19 protein-coding genes are annotated in these 22,094 nt (G+C 70.4%); 6 read left to right on the forward strand and 13 right to left on the reverse strand.

Features of this window, described 5'->3' with window-relative positions; all coding sequences use genetic code 11:
- The first annotated feature begins 63 nt into the window (after positions 1-63).
- Positions 64-918 carry a transglutaminase family protein gene (locus tag ACWDZ7_RS06310; RefSeq protein ID WP_451795246.1) on the forward strand — a complete coding sequence of 285 codons (855 nt, stop codon included), beginning with the start codon at positions 64-66 and terminating at the stop codon, positions 916-918.
- Positions 919-938: 20 nt separating this feature from the next.
- Here the strand turns inward: ACWDZ7_RS06310 and ACWDZ7_RS06315 are convergent, their stop codons facing one another.
- From ACWDZ7_RS06315 to ACWDZ7_RS06350, 8 genes are all read right to left on the reverse strand, one after another.
- Positions 939-1,589, reverse strand: coding sequence for a response regulator transcription factor (locus ACWDZ7_RS06315; protein WP_451795248.1), 651 nt, complete (start codon positions 1,587-1,589; stop codon positions 939-941).
- On the reverse strand, positions 1,586-2,722 hold the full coding sequence (locus ACWDZ7_RS06320; RefSeq protein ID WP_451795387.1) for a sensor histidine kinase: 1,137 nt from the start codon (positions 2,720-2,722) through the stop codon (positions 1,586-1,588). The genes ACWDZ7_RS06315 and ACWDZ7_RS06320 overlap by 4 nt, the downstream gene beginning before the upstream one ends.
- 83 nt (positions 2,723-2,805) lie before the next feature.
- A complete protein-coding gene (locus tag ACWDZ7_RS06325) occupies positions 2,806-3,564 on the reverse strand; it encodes an ABC transporter permease (protein WP_451795249.1) in 759 nt (252 codons plus the stop codon).
- Entirely contained in the window at positions 3,561-4,502 is a 942-nt protein-coding gene (locus ACWDZ7_RS06330; RefSeq protein WP_451795250.1) for an ABC transporter ATP-binding protein, read from the reverse strand. Before ACWDZ7_RS06330 ends, ACWDZ7_RS06325 begins: the two co-directional genes overlap by 4 nt.
- Positions 4,503-4,603: 101 nt before the next feature.
- Positions 4,604-6,763 carry a hypothetical protein gene (locus ACWDZ7_RS06335; protein ID WP_451795252.1) on the reverse strand — a complete coding sequence of 720 codons (2,160 nt, stop codon included), beginning with the start codon at positions 6,761-6,763 and terminating at the stop codon, positions 4,604-4,606.
- A 164-nt stretch (positions 6,764-6,927) separates the two neighbouring features.
- Positions 6,928-7,296: a DUF6113 family protein gene (locus ACWDZ7_RS06340; RefSeq protein WP_451795389.1), complete on the reverse strand. Its 369-nt coding sequence runs from the start codon at positions 7,294-7,296 to the stop codon at positions 6,928-6,930.
- Positions 7,297-7,397: 101 nt separating this feature from the next.
- Positions 7,398-8,321, reverse strand: a complete 924-nt coding sequence (gene mshB, locus ACWDZ7_RS06345; RefSeq protein ID WP_451795254.1) for an N-acetyl-1-D-myo-inositol-2-amino-2-deoxy-alpha-D-glucopyranoside deacetylase — start codon at positions 8,319-8,321, stop codon at positions 7,398-7,400.
- Positions 8,322-8,375: 54 nt separating this feature from the next.
- Positions 8,376-8,570 carry an SH2 domain-containing protein gene (locus ACWDZ7_RS06350; protein WP_358583875.1) on the reverse strand — a complete coding sequence of 65 codons (195 nt, stop codon included), beginning with the start codon at positions 8,568-8,570 and terminating at the stop codon, positions 8,376-8,378.
- A gap of 147 nt (positions 8,571-8,717) precedes the next feature.
- Between ACWDZ7_RS06350 and ACWDZ7_RS06355 the strand changes: the two genes are divergently transcribed.
- Positions 8,718-10,895: a prolyl oligopeptidase family serine peptidase gene (locus ACWDZ7_RS06355; RefSeq protein ID WP_451795255.1), complete on the forward strand. Its 2,178-nt coding sequence runs from the start codon at positions 8,718-8,720 to the stop codon at positions 10,893-10,895.
- Positions 10,896-10,913: 18 nt separating this feature from the next.
- Here the strand turns inward: ACWDZ7_RS06355 and ACWDZ7_RS06360 are convergent, their stop codons facing one another.
- The 5 genes from ACWDZ7_RS06360 to ACWDZ7_RS06380 are packed head-to-tail and all read right to left on the reverse strand — an operon-like array spanning position 10,914 to position 16,535.
- The gene (locus tag ACWDZ7_RS06360; protein ID WP_451795257.1) at positions 10,914-11,954 is read right to left on the reverse strand and encodes an ABC transporter ATP-binding protein; all 1,041 of its coding nucleotides are present in this window, start codon (positions 11,952-11,954) and stop codon (positions 10,914-10,916) included.
- Positions 11,941-12,960: an ABC transporter ATP-binding protein gene (locus ACWDZ7_RS06365; RefSeq protein WP_451795258.1), complete on the reverse strand. Its 1,020-nt coding sequence runs from the start codon at positions 12,958-12,960 to the stop codon at positions 11,941-11,943. The genes ACWDZ7_RS06360 and ACWDZ7_RS06365 overlap by 14 nt, the downstream gene beginning before the upstream one ends.
- A gap of 6 nt (positions 12,961-12,966) precedes the next feature.
- Entirely contained in the window at positions 12,967-13,962 is a 996-nt protein-coding gene (locus tag ACWDZ7_RS06370) for an ABC transporter permease (protein WP_451795260.1), read from the reverse strand.
- Positions 13,955-14,878, reverse strand: coding sequence for an ABC transporter permease (locus tag ACWDZ7_RS06375; RefSeq protein WP_451795261.1), 924 nt, complete (start codon positions 14,876-14,878; stop codon positions 13,955-13,957). Before ACWDZ7_RS06375 ends, ACWDZ7_RS06370 begins: the two co-directional genes overlap by 8 nt.
- A gap of 16 nt (positions 14,879-14,894) precedes the next feature.
- Positions 14,895-16,535: a peptide ABC transporter substrate-binding protein gene (locus ACWDZ7_RS06380; RefSeq protein ID WP_451795262.1), complete on the reverse strand. Its 1,641-nt coding sequence runs from the start codon at positions 16,533-16,535 to the stop codon at positions 14,895-14,897.
- 450 nt (positions 16,536-16,985) lie between these two features.
- Between ACWDZ7_RS06380 and ACWDZ7_RS06385 the strand changes: the two genes are divergently transcribed.
- The 4 genes from ACWDZ7_RS06385 to ACWDZ7_RS06400 all read left to right on the forward strand — a co-directional run bounded on the left by ACWDZ7_RS06385 (position 16,986) and on the right by ACWDZ7_RS06400 (position 22,090).
- Positions 16,986-18,011, forward strand: a complete 1,026-nt coding sequence (locus ACWDZ7_RS06385) for an ABC transporter permease (RefSeq protein ID WP_451795264.1) — start codon at positions 16,986-16,988, stop codon at positions 18,009-18,011.
- 86 nt (positions 18,012-18,097) lie between these two features.
- Positions 18,098-19,885 (forward strand): ABC transporter substrate-binding protein, encoded by a 1,788-nt coding sequence (locus ACWDZ7_RS06390; RefSeq protein ID WP_451795265.1) that lies wholly within the window; start codon positions 18,098-18,100, stop codon positions 19,883-19,885.
- 91 nt (positions 19,886-19,976) lie between these two features.
- Positions 19,977-20,957 (forward strand): ABC transporter permease, encoded by a 981-nt coding sequence (locus ACWDZ7_RS06395; RefSeq protein ID WP_451795266.1) that lies wholly within the window; start codon positions 19,977-19,979, stop codon positions 20,955-20,957.
- Between the two features lie 20 nt (positions 20,958-20,977).
- The gene (locus tag ACWDZ7_RS06400; RefSeq protein WP_451795267.1) at positions 20,978-22,090 is read left to right on the forward strand and encodes an ABC transporter ATP-binding protein; all 1,113 of its coding nucleotides are present in this window, start codon (positions 20,978-20,980) and stop codon (positions 22,088-22,090) included.
- Positions 22,091-22,094 lie beyond the last annotated feature (4 nt).

Here is a 22,094-nt window from a genome sequence, read left to right on the forward strand (position 1 = left end):
CGGGGCGGGCGCGGGCCGCGTCTGAGCGACGTATCGATCGGGCCGACCGGGCAACACCGACGTATGCATCCCCGACTCCCCGAAACCACCGAGTGGCGGCGGCTGTTCGCGGCCGAGGCCGGGGCCCCGCGGCCCGATCTCGCGCTGCTGTGCCTGCTGATCGGCGCGGAGGCCGACCCCTCCCTCGACAGGGAGGGCATCGACCGGGCGCGGCACCTGATCGCACGCCTCGCGGAGCAGGCCGCGTACGGCCACCGGTCCTGCGGCGCCGACGACGCCCGCGCCTGGGCCAGGGTCCTCGCCGAACTCCTCGGCGGGCACTGCGGATTCAGGGGCAGACCCGGTGACTACCACCGCCTGGAGTCCTCCCTCCTGCACGAGGTGCTGCGGCGCCGCAGAGGGCTGCCGATCCTGCTCTCGGTGCTGTGGATGGAAGTGGCGCGGCGCGCCGGGGCACCGGTCCACGGTGTGGCGCTGCCGGGGCATTTCGTCGTCGGTTTCGGCACCCCGGACGATCAGGTGCTCGCCGACCCCTTCGCCGGCGGGCGCGTCCTGACCCGCACGGACGTGGAGCTGCTCGTCGTGGCGGCCACCGGTGCGCCGCTCGCGCCCTCGATGCTGTGCCCCGCGGACCCGCTGGACATCCTGGGCCGCGTCCTGGACAACATCCGCGCCTGGGCCGCGCCCCGCCCGGAGCGCTGCGACGTCTCGCTCTGGGCGATCGACCTGTCCCTGCTCCTGCCGTCGCCGCCGCCCCGGCTGCGCTACGACCGTGCCCAACTCCTCGTACAGAAGGGGGACTATCTGGTGGGCGCGCGGGAACTCGACGCGTACGCCGATGAGGTGGACGGAGAGGACGCGGCGACGGCGGACCGGGCGCGGCGGCAGGCACGGGGCGCGCGGGCGCTGCTGAACTGAGCGGGCGGGCGGTCAGCCGGTCAGAGCCAGCCCTTGTCGCGGGCGGCCCTGACCGCCTCCGCGCGGTTGCGGACGGCGAGCTTCTGAATCGCCGTCGAGAGGTAGTTGCGGACCGTGCCCGGCGAGAGGTGCAGGGTGGCGGCCAGTTCGGCGTTGGTGGCACCGTCGGCCGCCGCGCGCAGGACCTCGCGCTCGCGGTCCGTCAGGGGGTTCGCGCCCCCGGCGAGGGCGGCCGCCGCCAGCGTCGGGTCGATGACCCGCTCCCCCGCCAGGACCCTGCGCACCGCCGCGGCGAGCTGGGCGGCGGGGGCGTCCTTGACCAGGAACGCGTCGGCGCCGGACTCCATGGCGCTGCGCAGATAGCCGGGGCGGCCGAAGGTGGTGAGGATGACGATCTTCAACGCGGGGAACTCGGCGTGCAGTCCGGCCGCCGCCTCGATGCCGGTCATCCCGGGCATCTCGATGTCGAGCAGCGCCACGTCCACGTCGTGGTCGCGCGCCGCCGTCAGCACCTCGTCGCCGCGGGCCGCCTGGGCGACCACCTCGATGTCCGGCTCCAGGCCGAGGAGGGCGGCGAGGGCCTCGCGGACCATCGACTGGTCCTCGGCGAGCAGCACCTTGATCACACCGCTCCCGCCGTCCGCCACACCGTGGCCGTCCTCGCCGCTCATGAGGGGGATCCTACGGCCGCCCCGGCCAGCGGGACGCGGGCCGACAGGCGGAAGCCGCGGCGGGCCGCCGGGCCCGTCTCCAGGGCGCCGCCGACCGCCTCCACGCGCTCGGCCAGGCCCGTCAGGCCGTTGCCCGCGGCCGAGCCGCCCGTGCCGCCCGTGCCGTCGTCCTCCACGGAGAGTTCGAGGAGCGGCCCCGCCAGCGTCTGGCGTGCCGTGAACGTCACCGCGCAGCGCCGGGCGCCGCTGTGCCGTACGACGTTGGTCACGGCCTCCCGCAGCGCCCAGGCGAGCGCCGCCTCGGCCTCCTCCTCCGGCAGTTCGGCGGGCGCCTCCAGGGGGACGTCGGCCTCGATGCCCGCGGCGGACAGCGCCGTGCGGGCGCCCGCCAGTTCGCCGGCCAGGGTGCGCCTGCGGTACCCGGAGACGGCCTCGCGCACGTCCACCAGGGCCTGGCGGCTGACCTGCTCGATGTCGGCCACCTGCTGAGCGGCCTTGTCGGGGTGGTCGGGCAGCATCCGCCCGGCCAGCTCGCTCTTGAGCGTGATCAGGGAGAGCGAGTGGCCGAGCAGGTCGTGCAGGTCCCTGGCCAGCCGCAGCCGCTCCTCATTGGCGGCCAGCTGGGCGACGGTGGCCCGCGCCTCACGGAGCTGGACCGTCGTACGGACCAACCGGCGTACGCCGCTCATCGCGAACCCGATGAGGACGTTGAGCACGGCGAGGTTCCCCAGGAGGTCCTGGAGGCTGTCCGTACGCAGGCCCACGCCGATCATCACGGCGGTGACCGCGGGGACGACCCAGGCCGCGTGCCGCATCGGCAGCACCGCCCCGGCGGACACGGAGACGTAGACGAAGAGGCCGAGCCAGTCGCTGCCGAAGCTGTACGCGAGGACGACGGCCAGCACGAGCAGCGCCGCGAACGACACGCACACCGCACGCCGGTCGAGCACCTTCGAGGTGAAGCGGAAGACGAGCGAGAGGTAGCAGACGGCGAAGGCCGTCAGACCCAGGCAGCCGAGCGCCGTGGCCGCGCCGCCGCGCTCGGCCGTCACCAGGTCCCGCACCGGGCTCGCCAGGAAGACCAGCCAGACGCCGATCCAGAGCGCTTTGGCGAGGATCTGGCGGCGGCCCATGACGGGCCGTCCGAAGGTGAGCAACGGATGGGCCTCTCCGAAGCGGCCGGTGTCGCGCGCGTCCTCGGCGCGGTGGGTCTCGCTCACGCCTTCAGTGTGTCCTTCCGGTACAGCCACGCCGCGCCGCCCGCGAAGAGGAGGAAGTAGGCGACCAGCAGCGTGACGTCCTTCGCGTGCGGGGCCTCGCCCAGTTCGATGGCCTGCCCGAGCGCAGCGTACGCGTGCGTGGGCAGCCAGGACGCGACGTCCCGCAGCCACTGCGGGAAGGTCGTCGTGGGCATCCACAGGCCGCCGAGGAGGGAGAGCCCGAAGTAGACGATCATCGTGATCGGGCGGACCGCGTCGCCGGACGCGAGATAGCCGATCGCCACGCCGAGCGCCGCGAAGCAGAGGCTGCCCGCCCAGATCGCGCCGGTCAGCGCCAGCCACTGCCAGGCATCGAAGCGGACGTCCTTGAAGATCGCGGCGACCGCGAACACCACGAGGATGGACGGCAGGCTGACCACCGCCGCGCTCGCCGTCTTCGCCAGGACGTAGCCGCGCCCGGGGAGCGCCGTCAGGCGCAACTGCCGCACCCAGCCGCTCTCCCGCTCCTTCGCGATGCGCTCGCTGTTGCCCATCAGGACGGCGGTGAGGGCGCCGAAGGACGCCATCGAGACCATCATGAAGGCGGGCACGGACAGGCTGGAGTCCGGCACCTTGTCGGCGCCGCCCTGCGTGCCCGCGATGATCAAGAAGAGCATCGACGGGTAGATGACGGAGAAGAAGAGGAACTTGCGGTTGCGCAGGGCGCGGGTGATCTCCAGCTTGATCAGGCCCCGCGAGGCCAGAGCGTTCGTCATCGGGTCTTCGCCTCCTCGGCCTCGGTGATCGCCACGAACGCCTGCTCCAGGCCGAGCCCGGCGACTTCGAGGTTGCGCGGGTACACGCCGAGCCCGTACAGCGCGTGCACGGTGGCGTCGGCGTCGGTGGACTGCAGACGGACCGTGTGGCCCGAGATGTCCAGCGCCGTCACGAAGGGCAGCAGCTCCCGCAGCCGCCCGGTCAGCGCCGCGTCGGTCTGCGCACCGGTCTCGGCGCCGGTCTCCGCGAGCTCGAAGGAGACCTTGCGGGCGCCCGCCTTCGCCTTGATCTCGGCGGCGGTGCCGTCCGCGAGGAGGCGGCCGCGGTGCAGGACCAGGACGCGGTCGGCGATCGCGTCGGCCTCCTCCAGGTAGTGCGTGGCGAACAGGACCGCGCGGCCCTGGTCCGCCTGCTCCCGCATGGTGGCCCAGAACGCCTGGCGGGCGGTGACGTCCATGCCGGTGGTCGGCTCGTCGAGGACGATCAGGTCGTTCGCCCCGGCCGTGGCGAGTGCGAAGCGCACACGCTGCTCCTGGCCGCCGGAGAGCTTGTCGACCTTGCGGTCGGCGATCTCCGTGATGCCCGCGTGGGCGAGCACGTCACCGATCCGGCGGGGCCTCGGGTGCAGATCGCAGGCGAGCCGCACCAGCTCGCGCACGGTGACCTCGCCCATCAGGCCGCCGCTCTGCAACATGGCGCCGACCCGGCCCGCGGTGATCGCCTCGCGCGGTGAGGTCCCGAAGACCCGTACCGTGCCGCTGTCCGCGCGCCGCAGGCCGAGCAGCAGGTCGAGGGTGGTGGACTTGCCCGCGCCGTTCGGGCCGAGGAGCGCCACGGTCTCGCCGGGGCGCAGGTCGAGCGTGAGGCCGTCCACGGCGCGGACGCCGCCGTAGCTCTTGGTCACCTCTGTGAAGGTCACTGCTGTCATGTGATCCATCGTCGTCGGCGGCGGACGACGGGGGCAGTGTCGTGTGTGTGGGGCCCGGGATGACATCTGTCATCCCGGACCCGTTACTGGAACCAGAACTAATACCAGTACTAGCCGGCGTTCGTCTCGATCACGCCGATCCGCTCCGCGGGCGTCTTGCCGATGAGCGCCTTGTTCATGGCGCCCGCCACGTCCGTCGGCTGGACCGGCGTCTTGTCGCCGTTGCCGCGCTGGATCAGGATGCCGTCGAAGACGTTGCCGTACAGCTTCCTCAGCTCTTCGAGGTTGTAGTGCGGCTGGAGGGTGCCGTCCCCGGCGACCTTGGCCTCCAGGATCTTCGGCAGGGACATCGCCGGGCCGAAGGGGATCGACTTGGCGCCCGCCTTGATCATGACGTTGGCGGACATCGCCGGCTTCGCGAACCGGGTCATGAACTTGTCGACCTCGGCCTTGGAGACCGTCGGCTTGCGCGTGGTGACCGGCACCTGGACCGTGTCCGCGCCGCCCGTCTCGACCTGCTTCTTGTACGCCTCCGCGACAGCCGTCGTCGACGCCTTGGCGTCGATTCCCTTGCCGACCTTGCCGTAGACGGGGACGGCCTTGCCGGGCACGAACTTGACCGTGCCCTCCTGCGCGGAGCCGGAGCCGCCCGCGGCGCGCTCCAGGGCGGCCGCCAGCTTCTCCTCGTCGACGGGCATGACCGGCTCGACGACACGCTGGTTGCCGAAGAGCGAGCCGACCACCGAGACGGGGTTGTAGTCACTGCCCGCCGCCGCGCGGACGGTGGCCTGACTGTCCAGGGTCAGGCCCGCCTGGTCCGGCTTGAGCGTGACCTGCTCACCGGCGACCGACAGCTTCAGGGGCTTGGCGACGCGCTCACCGAGGGCCTCGTCGAGCTTCTTGACGGCCTCGTCGCGGGTGCCGCCGCCGATGTCGACGCCGAGCACCGTGGTGCCCTTCGGCACGTCCGCGTGGTTCATCAACAGGCCAGCGCCGTACGCCCCGCAGGCCACGACGACCACGGCGACCGCGAGGAGGACCAGCTTGTTGCGGCCCTTCTTCTTCGGCGCGGGCTTCGGCGCGGACTTCCGGGCGGGCTTCGGGGCGGGCGGCACGTCGGAGCGCACCGGCTCGGGCAGCTTCGGCGGGGTGTGCGCCATCGGCCCGTCGCCCTGCGGCCCGTGGGCGAACGGAGAGGTGTCGTGCGCGGGCGGCACGACGGGGATGCCGCTGGTCAGCGTCTCCCCGGAGACGTTGCCGCCCGGCGTGGGGGCGCCGGGGCCGCCGGGCAGGGAGCCGGGGCCGCCGGGGGGCGGCGAGAGCTTCTGCGGCGTGAGGATCGCGGTGTCGTCGCTCATGGCGCCGGAACGCGGCGGAGGTCCGGCGGGGTTGGCGAGGCCACCGTGACCCGAGGGGCGGGCACCCGGCGTGGGCGGCGCGAGCGGGCTGTCGCCGGTGACGGGGCCGCCGGTCGGGCCCGCGGGGCCCCTGGAGTCCTGGGAGCCGCCGGGGCCGGGGCCTCCGGCGAAGTACGGCAGGTCGCCCCGCGTCGGGTCGCCGCCCTGCGGAGCACCCGCGCCGAGGGGGCCCGACGCGACGGCGCCGGACACGTCGAAGGGGCCCGTGCCGGGACCACCGGGGCCACCGGGGCCGCCGGAACCACCCGGGCCGCCCGAACCGGCCGCCGAGGGGCCGCCGTTGCCCGGGGCCGCGCCCGCGCCGCCCGGCGCGCCGCTCTCGCCCCGCGCGGGCTTGCGCGGCGCGAACCAGTCGCTCGTCTTCTCCTCGGCGGCGCCGGGACCTCCCGCGCCGCCCTCACCGGGAGCGGAGCCCCCACCAGAACCGGAACCGGCACCACCGCCGGAACCGGAACCGGAAGAGAAGTCTCCGCCGGCCCCACCGGAAGCGGCACCCATCGCGCCACCCGCCTCTCTCGCACCGGGCGCCCCCGGCGCGGCGACATCCCGGCGGCTCTCGTCGTCCGCCTGTGCGGCGTCCCCGCGCGAGCCGCCCTCGTCACCGACGGGCGTACGCATGACGACCGGCGGGATGGGCCGCGACCCGGGGATGTTGATCCGGATGCGCGTGGTCAGCGTGGTCTGGGTCTCGGGCTCGCCGGGCCGCCCGTCGGCGGCCTGCCGCCGCCGGCCGTCCGCGCCGTCCGCGGCTGCGCCCTGCGCGGAGGAGCCGTACGGCGGCGTCCCCGAGGGGTATGCGGCTCCACCGCGCCCCTGGGGCCCGGAGGACGAACTGTCAGTTTCACGACTCAAGGCAGGTTCTCCTGGTTGACTCCGCCGCCCGTCTCACCTCGTCCGGGGTCCCCCCGGCCGGAGGTTGGGGGAGGCTCGGCGGCCGCACCACCATACTGGCCGCCGTCGGCGCTCCTCCTGCGACCGGCGTCAAACCCGTGCGGAACACGGGCCGAAGTGGTACGTCACTTGCCAAGTCGGGCGGTGGCTCCGCCCGGTTGCGGTCGCTGCCCGAGCGTGGCGCACATCACAGCCACCGCCATTCCGCCGAGCAGGAAGCCGTACGAGCCGAGGCCCGCGCCGAAGAGGAAGTCCCCCTCGGGTCTGGTGGCGGTGAGCAGCATGACCGCGACCAGCCAGCCGGCGGCGGGCGCGACGGCCCCCGCCTTGGTGCCGACCGCCCGTGCCCCGCCGTAGAAGGCACCGGCGGCGCCGAGAAGGGCGAGCAGCAGCCCGGCGGGGAAGAAGCCGCCTTGGACGAGCGCGCCCGCGGCGCCCACGACGGCGCCGAGCACGAACAGTCCGGCGTACGCGGCGACTCGGCCCGCTCTCAGCGGCTGCGCGAGGAAGCTCCCGGCGGGCGCCGCGGGCGCCGCCGCCGACGGGGAAGACGGAGTCGGAGCGGCGCCCGAGGACGACGCACGAGATCGCGTACTCACAGCGCGGTCACCTCAGCCACATCCGTCACCCTTTCGAGTCCCGCAAACAGGTCCGCCTCGGGAGCCGGGCCCTGTGTCGACGCTTCTCCCCGCACCAGTTCGTAGTACTCCACTTCGAAGATGGGCTGCGCGAGACCGTTGGAGAGGACGAAGAGCGGCTCGCTCACCGTGATCTGGGTGGCATGGGCCCGCATCGCCGCCGCCTTGGCCGCCTTGAAGGGCCCGCCGTCGATCTCCGTCGTGATCCGCTCGTCGTCCGTGACGCCCGGCACGTCGGCGACGGCGGCGGGCGTGGTGAACGGCGAGAACCGCAGCGGCCCCGCCATCCACCGGAAGCGCTCCTCGACCACGGACCGCGGCGCGCGGTTCCAGTAGATCTTGCCGATGGTGTGCGGCCGCCCGAGGTCGCCGCGGAAGGCGGGATCGGCCGCGAGGTCGGCGGCGCGCATGGCGACGCGGTGCGCCTGGATGTGGTCGGGGTGGCCGTACCCCCCGTCGGGGTCGTATGTGACGAGGACCTGCGGCCGGACCTCGCGGATCACCTCGACGAGGTGGGCGGCCGCCTCGTCGAGGTCGGCCGACCAGAAGGCGCCGGGCCGGTGGTTCTGCTCGGCGCCCATCATCCCGGAGTCGCGGTAGCGGCCGGCGCCGCCGAGGAAGCGGTGGTCGGTGACGCCCAGCTCCTTCATGGCGGCGGCCAGTTCCCCGACGCGCCAGGCGCCGAGGGAGTCCTCGCGGTCGGCGGCGAGGTGGGCGAGCTGGGCCGGGATGACCTCGCCCTCCTCGCCCAGCGTGCACGTGACCAACGTGACATGGGCGCCCTCGGCCGCGTACTTGGCCATGGTCGCGCCATTGTTGATCGACTCGTCGTCGGGGTGCGCGTGCACGAGCAGCAGGCGCCGGGCGGGCGGTTCCGTCATGGGACCACCCTACGAGGCCCCGCGGACCCTCCCTACGAGGACCGCGAGGACGGGTCAGAACTTGATGTCGCCGATCATCCCCGCCACGTTCGTCGTCAGCTCGTTGATCGTCGGCGCGATGGACGAGCTGGCCAGGTAGAAGCCGAGCAGCGTACAGACGACAGCGTGCCCCGCTTTCAGTCCTGACTTCTTGACCAGCAAGAAGACGATGATCGCCAGCAGCACCACCGCCGAAATCGAGAGTGCCACGGCGGTCACCTCCAAGTCGTTGCCGTAACCCAGTGCGGACGCCAGCAGGTTCATACCCACCAAGCGCTACGGATCATAACTATCCGTGCGGACGCATGACTCGGAGCACGGCAGCACAGGGGGGCGCATGCGCCATAGGGTCGGGGGATGACCACCGAGAACCCCGGAATCCCCAGGCCCGACGGAAGCCAGGAACAGCGGCTCTCCTTTCCGCGTCACAACGCCCGTACGCAGCGGTTCACCCTCGGCGCGCCGCGTGCGTTCACGGTGGCGCCCGACGGTTCGCGAGTCGTTTTCCTGCGTTCGTCCTCCGGTACCGACCGGGTGCATCAGCTCTGGGTCCTGGACCTGGCGGACGGTGTCGCCGAACGCGTGGCGGCCGATCCGGCCCTGCTGCTTGGCGGCGCGGCCGAGCGGCTCTCGGCGCGCGAGCTGGCGCGGCGCGAGCGCAGCCGGGAGGGCGGTGCGGGCATCGTGGAGTACGCGACGGACGCCGCGGTGGAGTTGGCGGCGTTCGCGCTGTCGGGCCGGCTCTTCGCGGCGGAGCTGCGCGCGGGCACGGCGCGCCAACTTCCCGCGCGGGGCCCGGTGATCGACCCGCGCCCCTCGCCCGACGGCCGGCATGTCGCGTATGTCTCCGGGGGCGCCCTGCGTGTGACGGGCGCCGACGGCGAGGGGGACAGGGCGCTGGCGGAGCCGGAATCCGGCCACGAGTCGACCGTCACGTACGGCCTTGCGGAGCATGTCGCGGCGGAGTCGATGGCGCGCCACCGCGGCTTCTGGTGGTCGCCCGGCTCCGACCGGCTGCTCGTCGCGCGTGTCGACGACGCCCCCGTCCGGCGCTGGTGGATCGCGGACCCGGCGCACCCCGACCGCGAGCCCACGACGATCGCGTATCCGGCGGCGGGCACGGCCAACGCGGACGTACGGCTCTTCGTCCTCGGCCTGGACGGATCGCGTACCGAGGTCGTGTGGGACCGCGTCCGCTTCCCTTATCTGGCCCGGGTGCACTGGTCGTCGGACGGCGCCCCGCTGCTGCTCGTGCAGGCCCGCGACCAGCAGAGTCAGCTGTACCTCGCGGTCAACCCGGAGGACGGCTCGACGCGGATGGTGCACGCCGAGGAGGACCCCGACTGGCTGGAGCTCTTCCCCGGAACCCCCTGCTGGTCCCCCAGCGGCAAGCTGGTGCGCATCGTCGACGAGGGCGGCGCGCGGGTCCTCGCCTGGGGGGAACGGCCGCTGACCGGTCCGCAGTTGCACGTCCGCGCGGTCCTCGACGTGGCCGAGCAGGACATTCTCGTCTCGGCGTCGGCGGGCGCGGGCGCGGCCGACCCGGAGACCGGCGAGGTGCATGTCTACCGCGTCAACGAACTGGGTGTGGAGCGCCTGTCGCGGGAACCCGGTGTCCATTCGGCGGTTCGCGCGGGCGGTCTCACCGTGCTCGTTTCGGCCACGCTGGACCGTCCCGACGCTCGGGTGCGGGTGCTGCGCGACGGCAGGCAGGTGGCCACCGTCGCCTCACACGCCCAGCGTCCGGGGCTCACGCCGCGCGTGACGCTGACCGAAGGGGGCACGCGGCGGATTCCGTGCGCCGTCCTGCTACCCACTGATTACAAGGTGGCGGACGGTCCGCTTCCGGTACTGCTCGATCCGTACGGCGGCCCGCACGGACAGCGCGTCCAGAGCGCGCAGGGCGTCTTCCTCACCTCCCAGTGGTTCGCCGACCAGGGGTTCGCGGTGATCGTGGCGGACGGCCGCGGCATGCGGGGCCGCTCCCCCGCCTGGGAGAAGTCGATCAAGAACGACCTCACGCTCACGCTCGACGACCAGGTCGAGGCCCTGCACGCCCTCGCGGCGACCGGGGAGTACCCCCTGGACCTGGACCGGGTGGCGATCCGCGGCTGGTCCTACGGCGGCTACCTCGCGGCGATGGCCGTGCTGCGCCGCCCCGACGTCTTCCACGCGGCGGTGGTCGGCGCCCCGGTGACGGACCTGCGGCTGTACGACACGCACTACGAGGAGCGGTACCTGGGCGACCCGGCCCGGACCCCTGAGACGTACCGCCACAACTCGCTGGTCTGGGACGACGGCCTGGTCGAGGCGGCCGAACCGCACCGCCCGATGCTGATCGTGCACGGCCTGGCCGACGACAACGTGGTGGTGGCGCACTCCCTGCGGCTCTCCTCGGCCCTGCTCGCCGAGGGCCGCCCGCACGAGGTCCTGCCCCTGACGGGCGTGACGCACATGACGCCGCAGGAACAGGTCGCGGAGAACCTGCTGCTGTTCCAAGTGGACTTCCTCAAGCGGTCGTTGGGCCTCACCTGAGAGACCCGCGGGCCCCGGCTACGGCACGACCTGCTTCTCCTCGGCGAAGTGGCAGGCCGAGTCGTGCGCCGCGGGCCCGCCCTCGTACCGGAACTCCGCGGGCACCGCGAGCGCCGGCACCTCAAGGGCGCACCGCTCCCGCGCCTTCCAGCAGCGCGTGCGGAAGCGGCAGCCCGAGGGCGGGTTGGCGGGCGAGGGCACGTCGCCGCTGAGGATGATCCGCTCCCGGTGCTCGCGCGCCCCGGGGTCGGGGACCGGCACGGCGGAGAGCAGTGCCTGCGTGTAGGGGTGCGTCGGATGCTCGTAGATCTCCTCGTCGGAGCCGGTCTCGACGATCCGGCCGAGGTACATGACGCCGACCCGGTCCGAGATGTGCCGCACGATCGACAGGTCGTGGGCGATGAAGACGTAACTCAGGTCGAACTCGTTCTGCAGCTGCTCCAGAAGGTTGATGACCTGCGCCTGGACGGAGACGTCGAGCGCGGAGACCGGCTCGTCGGCGACGATGACCTCGGGTCTGAGCGCGAGGCCGCGCGCGATGCCGATGCGCTGGCGCTGGCCGCCGGAGAACTGGTGCGGATAGCGGTTGATGTACTCGGGGTTGAGCCCGACCACGTCGAGGAGCTCCTGTACCCGCCGGCGCCGTGAGCCCTTCGGCGCGACCTCGGGATGGATCTCGTAGGGCTCTCCGATGATGTCGCCGACGGTCATCCGCGGGTTCAGCGAGGTGTAGGGGTCCTGGAAGACCATCTGGATGTTGCGGCGGACCGCCTTCAGCGCCCGGCCGGAGAGCTTGGTGATGTCCTCGCCCTTGTAGCGGATCTCGCCCGCGGTGGGCCGCTCCAGGTTGACCAGCATCTTGGCGACCGTCGACTTGCCGCAGCCCGACTCGCCCACGATGCCGAGCGTCTCGCCCTGGGAGAGGTCGAAGTCGACGCCGTCCACGGCCTTGACCGCGCCGACCTGCTTGCGGAAGAGGACGCCCCGGGTCAGCGGGTAGTGCTTGACGAGGCCGCGCACCTGGAGGATCGGTTCGTGCCCGGGTTCACCGTGACGCATCGATCGTCTCCTTCCAGAAGTGGCAGGCGCTCCTGCGCTCGGCGACCAGGCCTTCGTACGTGACCCGCGCGAGCGGTGGGTCCTCGGTGACGCAGACGTCCTGGGCCAGGGGGCAGCGGGGGTGGAAGGGGCAGCCGGGCGGGATGTGCATGAGGTTCGGCGGCAGGCCCTTGATCGCGTAGAGGGCCTGGCCCTTCTGGTCCAGGCGCGGGATGGATTCGAGCAGGCCGCGGGTGTACGGGTGTGCGGGCGCCCGGTAGATCTCGTGGACGGGGGCCTTCTCGACGATGCGGCCCGCGTACATGACGGCGATGGTGTCGGCGACGTCCGCGACGACCCCGAGGTCGTGCGTGATGAGGATCAGGCCCATGTTCAGCTCGCGCTGGAGCTCCGCGAGGAGGTCCATGACCTGCGCCTGCACGGTGACGTCGAGGGCGGTGGTCGGCTCGTCCGCGATGATGAGGGAGGGCTCCAGGGCCATCGCCATGGCGATCATGATGCGCTGGCGCATGCCGCCGCTGAACTGGTGCGGGTACTGGCCGACGCGCTCCCTGGCGGCCGGGATGCGCACCCGGTCCATCAACTCGATGGCCCGGGCCTTCGCGTCCTTGCGCGACATGCCCCGGTGGACGACGTACATCTCGCCGAGCTGTTCGCCGACGCTCAGGACCGGGTTCAGGGACGACAGCGCGTCCTGGAAGATCATCGCCATGCCGGCGCCGCGGACCTTGCGCCGCTCGTCCTCCTTGAGCTTCAGGAGGTCCCTGCCCTGGAAGAGGATCTCGCCCGCCGTGATCCTGCCGGGCGGTGTGTCGAGGATGCCCATGATGGCCTGGGCGGTCACGGACTTGCCCGAGCCGGACTCGCCGAGCACGGCGAGCGTCTCGCCCGCGCTGACGGCGTAGTCGACGCCGTTGACGGCCTTGGCGACGCCGTCCCTCGTCCGGAACTCCACGTGCAGGCCGCGCACTTCGAGCAGGGGGGCCATGGGTGCCACGGGTGCCATGGGCGCCTACCTCAGCTTCGGGTCGAGGGCGTCGCGCACCGCGTCGCCGAGCATGATGAACGCGAGCACGGTGACCGCCAGCGCGCCGGCCGGCCAGAGCAGCATGTGCGGGGCGTTGCGGATGTACAGGGACGCGGCCGAGATGTCGATGCCCCAGCTGACGGTCGGTGGCTTCAGCCCGACGCCGAGGTAGGAGAGCGTGGCTTCGAGGGCGATGAACGTACCCAGCGCGATGGTCGCGACGACGATCACGGGGGCGACGGCGTTCGGCGTGATGTGGCGCAGGAGCATCCGCGAGTTGGAGGCGCCGAGCGCCCGCGCCGCCTGGACGTAGTCGTTCTGCTTGGCGGTGATGACGGAGCCGCGCGCGATGCGGGAGATCTGCGGCCAGCCGAGCAGCACCATGAAGCCGACCACGGGCCAGACGGTGGAGCTGGTGACCACGGAGAGGAGCACCAGGCCGCCGAGGACGACGGGGATGGCGAAGAAGACGTCGGTGATGCGCGAGAGGACCGCGTCCCACGCCCCGCCGAAGAACCCGGCGAGACCGCCGAGGACGCTGCCGAGGAGGGCGACGCCGAGGGTGGCGCACACGCCGACGGTGACGGAGACGCGGGTGCCGTGGACGACGCGGGTGTAGACGTCGCAGCCCTGCTCGTTGAAGCCGAAGGGGTGGCCGGGCGCGGAGCTCTTCTGGGCGTTGGCGAGGTCGCAGGCCAGTGGGTTGCCGGTGGCGATGAGCGAGGGCCACAGCGAGATGACGACGAGGAAGACGATGATCAGGCCCGAGACGATGAAGACGGGGTTGCGCCGCAGATCCCGCCAGGCGTCGGACCACAGGCTGCGCGCGGGGGCGAAGGGGCCGGTGCCGTCGGGTCCGCCGGGGCCCTTCTCCGGCGTCCCCGCCTTGTTCAGCGAGGTCGCCTCGCTCGCGGCGAGGTCCATCGCCCCGCCCGCACCGGTCGCCGCGATCGCGCGCTCCGGCTGATGGGGTTCAGGCATAGCGGATCCTCGGGTCGAGTACGGCGTACAGGAGGTCGACGATGAGGTTGGCCAGCAGGAAGACCAGGACGAGGACGGTCACGAAGCCGACGACGGTCTGGGTGCTCTGGCGGAGGATGCCCTGGTAGAGCTGGAAGCCGACGCCGTGGATGTTGAAGATCCGCTCGGTGACGATCGCGCCGCCCATCAGCGCGCCGACGTCCGTGCCGATGAAGGTGATCACGGGGATGAGGGAGTTCCGCAGCAGGTGCCGGGTGATGACGCGGCGCCGGGGCAGGCCCTTGGCGATGGCGGTGCGGACGTAGTCGGCGCGCCGGTTCTCGGCGATGGAGGTGCGCGTCAGACGGGTCACGTACGCCAGGGAGACCGAGGCGAGGACGAGCCCGGGGATCAGGAGTTCGTCGAAGGGCGCCTCGCTGGAGACGGACGGTTTCATGACGCCCCACTTGACGCCGAGCAGCAGTTGCAGCACGAGGCCGGTCACGAAGGTGGGGACGGAGATCACGACGAGCGTGAGGATCAGCACGCCGGTGTCGATCGGGCGCCCGCGCCGCAGTCCGGTGAGCACGCCCAGCGAGATCCCGATGACGATCTCGAAGACGATCGCGACGACGGTCAGGCGGATGGTGACCGGGAAGGCGGCCGACATCAGCTCGGTGACCTTCTGGCCGTTGAAGGCGGTACCGAAGTCGCCGGTGAAGACGTTGCCCATGTACGTCAGGTACTGCTGCCACACCGGCTTATCGAGGCCGAACTCCGTCTTCAGCCGGGTGGCCGTGGCGGGGTCGCACTGGCGGTCGCCGCAGAGGCCCGCGACGGGGTCGCCCATCACGTTCACCATCAGGAAGATCAGCAGCGTGGCGCCGACGAAGACCGGGATCATCTGCAGCAGACGCCGGATCACGTAACGTCCCATGGCCGCCTCCCGCGTCTCAGTCGACCTTGATCTGGTCGTACACCGGCACGCTGAACTGGTTGAGCGAGACGTCGGAGACCCTGTCGGAGTAGCCCGCGCTGCCGTTCTGGTACCAGAGCGGGATGGCCGGCATCTGCTGCGCGAGGATCTTCTCGGCGTCCCGGAACTTGGCGACGGCCTTGGCGTTGTCGGTCTCCGCGTTGGCCTCGCCGACGAGCCTGTCGAACTCCTTGTCGGAGAACTTGCCGTCGTTGGAGGAGGCGTCGGTGAAGTAGTTCGGCTCCAGGAAGTTCTGGATGAGCGGGTAGTCCATCTGCCAGCCCGCGCGCCAGGGCCCGTCGAGTTCCTGCCGGGAGGCCTTGCTGCGGAAGTCCGCGAAGGTGCCGACGGGGTTGCCGACGCAGGCCTTGTCCTTCTCCAGCGCCTTGTTGATGGAGTTGCAGACGGCGTCGACCCACTCCTTGTGGGAGCCGGTGTCCGCGTTGTACGTGACCTTCAGCTGCCCGCCGGGGATGCCGCCGCCCTCCTCGACCAGCTTCCTGGCCCCGGCGGCGTCGTACTCGCAGGCGTCGCCGCAGAGTCCGGCCTGGTAGCCGCCGTCCTCGCCGAGCACCGGGGAGGTCCAGTCGGTGGCGGGGGTCCGCGTCTTCTGGAAGATCTTCTCGGTGATCTGCTCGCGGTTGATCGCCATGGACAGGCCCTGGCGGACCTTCTCCATGCCCGGCTTGTTCCACTTGCTGTCGTAGAACGGGAAGGCGAGGGTCTGGATGATGCCCGCGGGGGTGTTGATGTACCGGTCGCCGAGGTCGCTCTTGGCGTTCCTGAGCTGCGCGGCGGGCACGTCGTCGACGAGGTCGAGGTTGCCCGCCATCAGATTGGTGTAGGCGGTGTTGTTGTCGGTGTAGACCATCATGTCCACACCGCCGTTGCGCGCCTTGTCCTCGCCCGGGTACGCGTCCCACTTCCGCAGGGACATCTTCGAGCCCTTGGTGTACGAGTCCACGGTGTACGGCCCGTTGCCGACGGGCTTGGAGATCCAGGCGTCGTGGTCGTCGTAGAACGCCTTGGGCAGCGGCGCGTAGGCGGGGTAGCCGAGGGTGTCGGGCCAGGTGGAGAACTTCTGGGTGAGCTTGACGGTGAACGTCCTGTCGTCGACGACCTTCAGCCCGGTCAGGGTCTTGGCGCTCGGGTCGCCCTTCTCCGGGTGGACCTTGTCGTAACCCTCGATGTAGCCGAAGAAGTAGGCGTTCTTCTGGTTGTTCTTGAGGTTCGCGCCGTAGTTCCAGGCGTCCACGAAGGACTTGGCGGTGATCTTCTCGCCGTTGCTGAACGTCCAGCCGTCCTTGATCCTGACCGTGAAGTTCCGCGCGTCCTTGGTCTCGATGGACTCGGCGATCATGTCCTTGGCCTCACCGGTCTTCGGGTCGTACCGCTTGAGACCCCGGAAGATCATGTCGAGGATCTTGCCGCCCTGGACCTCGTTGGTGTTCGCCGGTTCGAGCGGGTTCTGCGGGTCGCCCCACGAGGAGCTCACGATGCCGGAGCCGTCGCCGCCACCACCGCCACCGCCGTCGCTTCCCCCGCCGCCGCAGGCGGTGGCCGCGAGGGCGACGGTCACCGCGCATGCGGCCCACTTGGCGTGCGTGGCTCCACGCATGGAGTCCTCCTCTTCCGGGCTTTCACCGTGATCCGACTCGCTTACCGCCAAATATCGCCGCAGGCGGTATGAACCGCACATTTACCCCACCCGTATGAGTCCGGGCCCACTCCTGACCCACTCCGGGTCCGCTCCAGGTCCACCCCGAGTCCACTCCGAGTCGACTCCGAGCCCATCCGGACGTACGCATTTCGAGACAGTCCCGCCCGAATATCGGACACATTGCCCGGCTTGCCCAAAATAGCCTCGCCTTGTCCATCACGCTTGATTACGCCAAGGCAATGTCATGGGCTTTATTGCGTAAAGACTTGACCAAGAATCCCAAGAGCCCATCAAGGCGGCCGAACATTCATTGACCGCGTGGGAAACGCCTTGCGAAAGTCGCGCCTAGCCCGTAGGTGCCTGCTTGTCCTGCGGAATCCTGATGTCCCCCTCCGGGCCTGGAGCGCCATGACCTCGCCAACTCCCGCCGCCGCCGCCACGCTTGAAGTGACGGACAAAACCGACGGCATCCCCTCCTCGCCCAAGAACCGGGGCGGCGAGGGCCGTTCGCCGGGGCGGCTTGCCTGGACCCGGTTCAAGAGGGACAAGTCGGGCGTGATCGCCGCGTGCGTCGTGCTCTTCTTCTTCGTCATCTCGCTCTGCGCGCCGCTGATTTCGAAGGTGTACGGGAAGGATCCGTACACGACGTACGGGGTGAACGACCCGAGCCTGTTCAACGAGTTCAGCTATCCGATCAAGCCAAACGGCGGCATCGACAGCGAGTTCTGGTTCGGCATCGAGCCCCAGCTGGGCCGGGACGTGCTGACCTTCCTGCTGTACGGCATGCGCAACTCGCTGCTGATCGCCGCGGCCACCACGATCCTCGTGACGCTCATCGGCATCGCCGTCGGCATCACGGCCGGATACCTCGGCGGCAAGACCGACTACTTCATCGGCCGGGTCATCGACATCCTCCTGGCCTTCCCCTCGACGCTCTTCTTCATCGCCTTCTGGCCCGTGATGATCTCCGTGGTCGTCTCCCCGGAGGACAAGACGCCGACCTGGCTGACGGTCACCAGCCTGATCGCGGTGATGACGGCCTTCGGCTGGGCCTCCATCGCCCGGCTGCTCCGCGGTGAGGTGCTGGCCCTGCGCGAGCGGGAGTTCGTGGAGGCGGCGAAGGTGACCGGCGCCTCGCCGGCCAGGATCATCTTCAAGGAACTGCTTCCCAACCTGTGGACGCCGATCCTCATCCAGGCCACGCTCGCCCTGCCGATGTTCGTCACCGCGGAGGCCGGTCTCGCCTTCCTGGGCGTGGGCCTTCAGGAGCCCACTCCGGACTGGGGCGTGATGATCCAGCGCGCCTCCGAGGTGTACGAGCAGGACATCACGTACATGGCCTTCCCCGGCATCGCGATGGTGGTCTTCGTGGTCGCCTTCAACCTCCTGGGCGACTCGGTGCGCGACGCGCTGGACCCGAAGACCAAACGCTGACACTCCCCAGGCCGGGCACCTGCGACGGGGCAGTGCCGGGCCGTTCACTCCGCTCCTCTTCTTCGACAATCAGGGTTGGTAGCCACATGTCTCTCTCCCGCAGAAACTTCGTCGTCGCGACCTCGGTCGCGGCGGGCGGATCGATGGTCCTTTCCGCGTGCAGCAGCGGCGGCAACGGAGGCGGCGGCAACGGCGGAAAGCACGGTGGCGCCACCGAGTACACGGGCGCCCACGTCAAGATCGGCACCGCGGAGGACTCGAGGGGCCCGGCCCCCGAGGTCGCGGGCGCGCAGAAGGGCGGCACGATCTACGGCGTCGCCGAGGACGACGTGTCGCACATGGACCCGCAGCGCATCTACTTCGCGTACAACTCCTCGGTCGCCATGCTGTTCGCGCGCGCCCTCACCGGCTACTACATCGACCCCAAGGGCGGCATGACCCTCGTCGGCGACCTCGCCACCGACGCGGGCAAGGCCTCCGACGGCAACAAGACCTGGACCTTCACGCTGAAGGACGGCCTGAAGTGGCAGGACGGCAGCGAGCTGACCGTCGAGGACGTCCGCCACGGCTTCGAGCGCTCCTGGGCCCCCTTCATCACCGAGGGCGCCTCGTACGTCCAGATGGCGCTGACCGGCAAGGGCGCCAAGTGGCGTGAGGGTTACAAGGGCCCGTACGACGGTGACCACCTGGACTCGATCGTCATCGACAAGGCGAAGAAGACGATCACCTTCAAGCTGAAGGAAGCCCGCCCGGACTTCAACTTCACGCTGGCGATGACCTCGTACTCCCCGGTGCCCGTGAAGCACGACACCAAGGAGAAGTACGACAAGGCGCCCTTCTCCTGTGGCCCGTACATCGTCAAGCACCGCTCCATCGACAAGTCGTTGACGCTGACGCGCAACAAGCACTGGGACAGGAAGACCGACCCGATCCGCAACGCCTACCCGGACAGCTTCGAGTTCGAGTTCGGGCCGACGGGCCTTGACTCCTGTGACCGCTTCATCGCGGACCAGGGCAAGGACCAGCAGATGATCGCCATCTACGAGCCGATCCCGGCCGAGCGCATGCAGAAGGTGCTCACCACCCCGGCCGTCAAGAAGCGGTCCTTCAACGGCCTGTCCTCCGGCACGTACTACTACGCCATCAACACCAAGCGCATCACCGACGTCGAGGTGCGCAAGGCGCTCAACATCGCCTGGCCGCTGGAGCAGATCCGCCGGATCTACGGCGGCGAGTCCGCGGGTGACCTGGCGACGACCATCCTGAGCCCCGACATCATCGGCCGCGAGAAGTACGACGTCTTCGGCAAGCTGAAGAAGCCGCAGGGCGACCCGGAGCGGGCCAAGGCCCTCCTGAAGAAGGCCGGCAAGCTCGGACAGAAGATCGTCTATGCCTTCCCGCAGCGCCCCACGTACGACAAGACCAAGGTCGTCATCGAGAACGCGCTGAAGGCCGCCGGCTTCGACCCGGTCATCAAGCCGCTCAACTCGACGGACTACTACGACCAGGCCCAGCGCATCGACAACAAGTTCGACGTCATGTGGTTCGGCTGGTCTCCGGACTGGCCGACCGCCTACACCCTCATCCAGCCGCTCTTCGACGGTGAGGCCATCGGCGACGGCCAGAACAACATCTCGCAGACCGACGTCGACTGGATCAACGAGGCGATCAGGAAGAACGCGGTCATCTCGGACCAGAAGGAGGCCGGCAAGGCCTGGGCCGAGCTGGACAAGCGGATCATGGAAGAGGTCGTGCCGATCATCCCGGAGACCTACCAGCGCCGCTTCTACCTGCATGGCTCCAAGGTCGGCGGGGCCCAGCACGACCCGCAGTTCGCCGCGACGCTGATCTACAAGACGTACGTCAAGGCCTGACGAACCGGCCTCGTGGCGGGGCGGAACTCCCTGAGGGGGGTCCGCCCCGCCCCCTCCTCACCCACGGCATCCGTCAGGAAAACCAACTGCCATGCTCCGCTTCCTCCTTCGCCGCATCGTCGGTGGCGCGGTGATCCTGCTGATCATCAGCGTTCTCGTCTTCATCCTCTTCTACGCCGCCCCGCGCGACCCCGCACGGCTCGCCTGCGGCAAGGTCTGCTCCCCCGAGACGCTGGACCTGGTGCGGCACAACCTGGGGATCGCCGACTCGCTGCCGGTGCAGTACTGGCACTGGTTCCAGGGCCTGTTCGTCGGCCGTGACTACGCCTCGTTCGGCAACTGCCCCGCGCCGTGCCTCGGTTACTCCTTCCGCAACCGTGAGCCCGTCCTCGGCACGATCCTGGACCGCTTCCCGACCACCGTCTCGCTCTCGCTGGGCGCGGCCTTCGTCTTCGTCATCTTCGGTGTCGGCACCGGCATGCTGGCCGCCGTCAAGCAGGGCAAGATGCTCGACAAGATCGCCTCCTCCGCCTCGCTGATCGCGTCGTCGCTGCAGATCTACGTCGTCGGCGTCTTCGCCGTGTACCTCTTCACCTACCAGCTCCAGTGGCTGAACCGGCCGCAGTACACGCCGTTCAGCGAGGATCCGGGCGCCTGGTTCTCCGGCCTGATGATCCCGTGGATGGTCCTCTCGCTGATCTTCACGGCGAACTACACCCGGATGACCCGCTCCCAGCTGGTCGAGACCCTCAGCGAGGACTACGTCCGTACGGCGCGCGCCAAGGGCCTCTCCGCCCGCTCGGTCTTCTTCCGCTTCGCCTGGCGGGGCGCGATGGGCCCCATCGTCACGATCTTCGGCCTCGACCTGGGTGTGCTCCTGGGCGGCGCGATCATCACCGAGAAGACGTTCGCGCTGCACGGCATCGGCGACCTGTCGGTCAGGGCGGTCAACACCAGCGACCTGCCGATGCTGCTCGGCGTCGTCCTCGTCGCCGCCACGGCGATCGTCGTCTTCAACATCATCGTCGACGCGGTCTACGCCCTCATCGACCCGCGCGTACGCCTCGCCTAGGGCTAAGGAAGAGAGATCTGATGAGCAGCACCCCCTTCCTGTCCGTACGCGATCTGCGCGTCCACTTCTCCACCGAGGACGGCATGGTCAAGGCCGTGGACGGCCTCGACTTCGACCTGGAGAAGGGCAAGACCCTCGGCATCGTGGGCGAGTCCGGCTCCGGCAAGTCCGTCACCAACCTCGCCATCCTCGGCCTGCACCACAAGGACAGCACGGCGATCGACGGCGAGATCCTGCTCGACGGGCAGGAGCTTCTCACCGCCACCGAGCGGGAGCTGGAGAAGCTCCGCGGCAACAAGATGGCGATGATCTTCCAGGACGCGCTCGCCTCCCTGTCGCCGTACCACACCATCGGCCGGCAGATCGGTGAGACGTACCGCAAGCACACCGGGGCCTCCAAGAAGGAGGCGCGGGCGCGGTCGATCGAGATGCTGACGAAGGTCGGCATTCCCCAACCGGACCTGCGCGTGGACGACTACCCGCACCAGTTCTCCGGCGGCATGCGCCAGCGCGCGATGATCGCGATGTCGCTGGTCTGCAATCCGGCGCTGCTGATCGCGGACGAGCCGACGACGGCGCTCGACGTGACGGTCCAGGCCCAGATCATGGACCTCCTGAAGGACCTCCAGCAGGAGTTCGGCACGTCGATCATCTTCATCACCCACGACCTCGGCGTGATCGCCGACATCGCGGACGACGTCCTGGTGATGTACGGCGGCCGGTGCGTGGAGCGCGGCACGAAGAAGGAGGTGCTGCGCGCCCCCCAGCACCCCTACACCTGGGGCCTGCTGGGCTCGATGCCGTCCCTGGACGGCCCGGTGGACGTACCGCTCTCACCCATCCCCGGGACTCCGCCCAGCCTCCTCAACCCGCCCTCCGGGTGCCGCTTCCACCCCCGGTGCGCGTTCACCGAGCAGGTCGGCGGCGGGCGCTGCTCGGGCGAGCAGCCGCTCCTCGAACTGACCGGGGGACGGGGCGCCGCCTGCCACCTCGGCGCCGAGCAGCGGTCGGAATTCTTCGCGAACTTCACGGGGGTCGCGGACGCCGCCGCTGACTTGGCGGGCACCGCAGATGCCGCGGACGCCGCGGACTTGGCGGGCGACACCGGGCGCGGCGCGCGCGCCGCCGACTGACGTA

This window comes from Streptomyces sp. NPDC003032 (genome assembly GCF_053591415.1).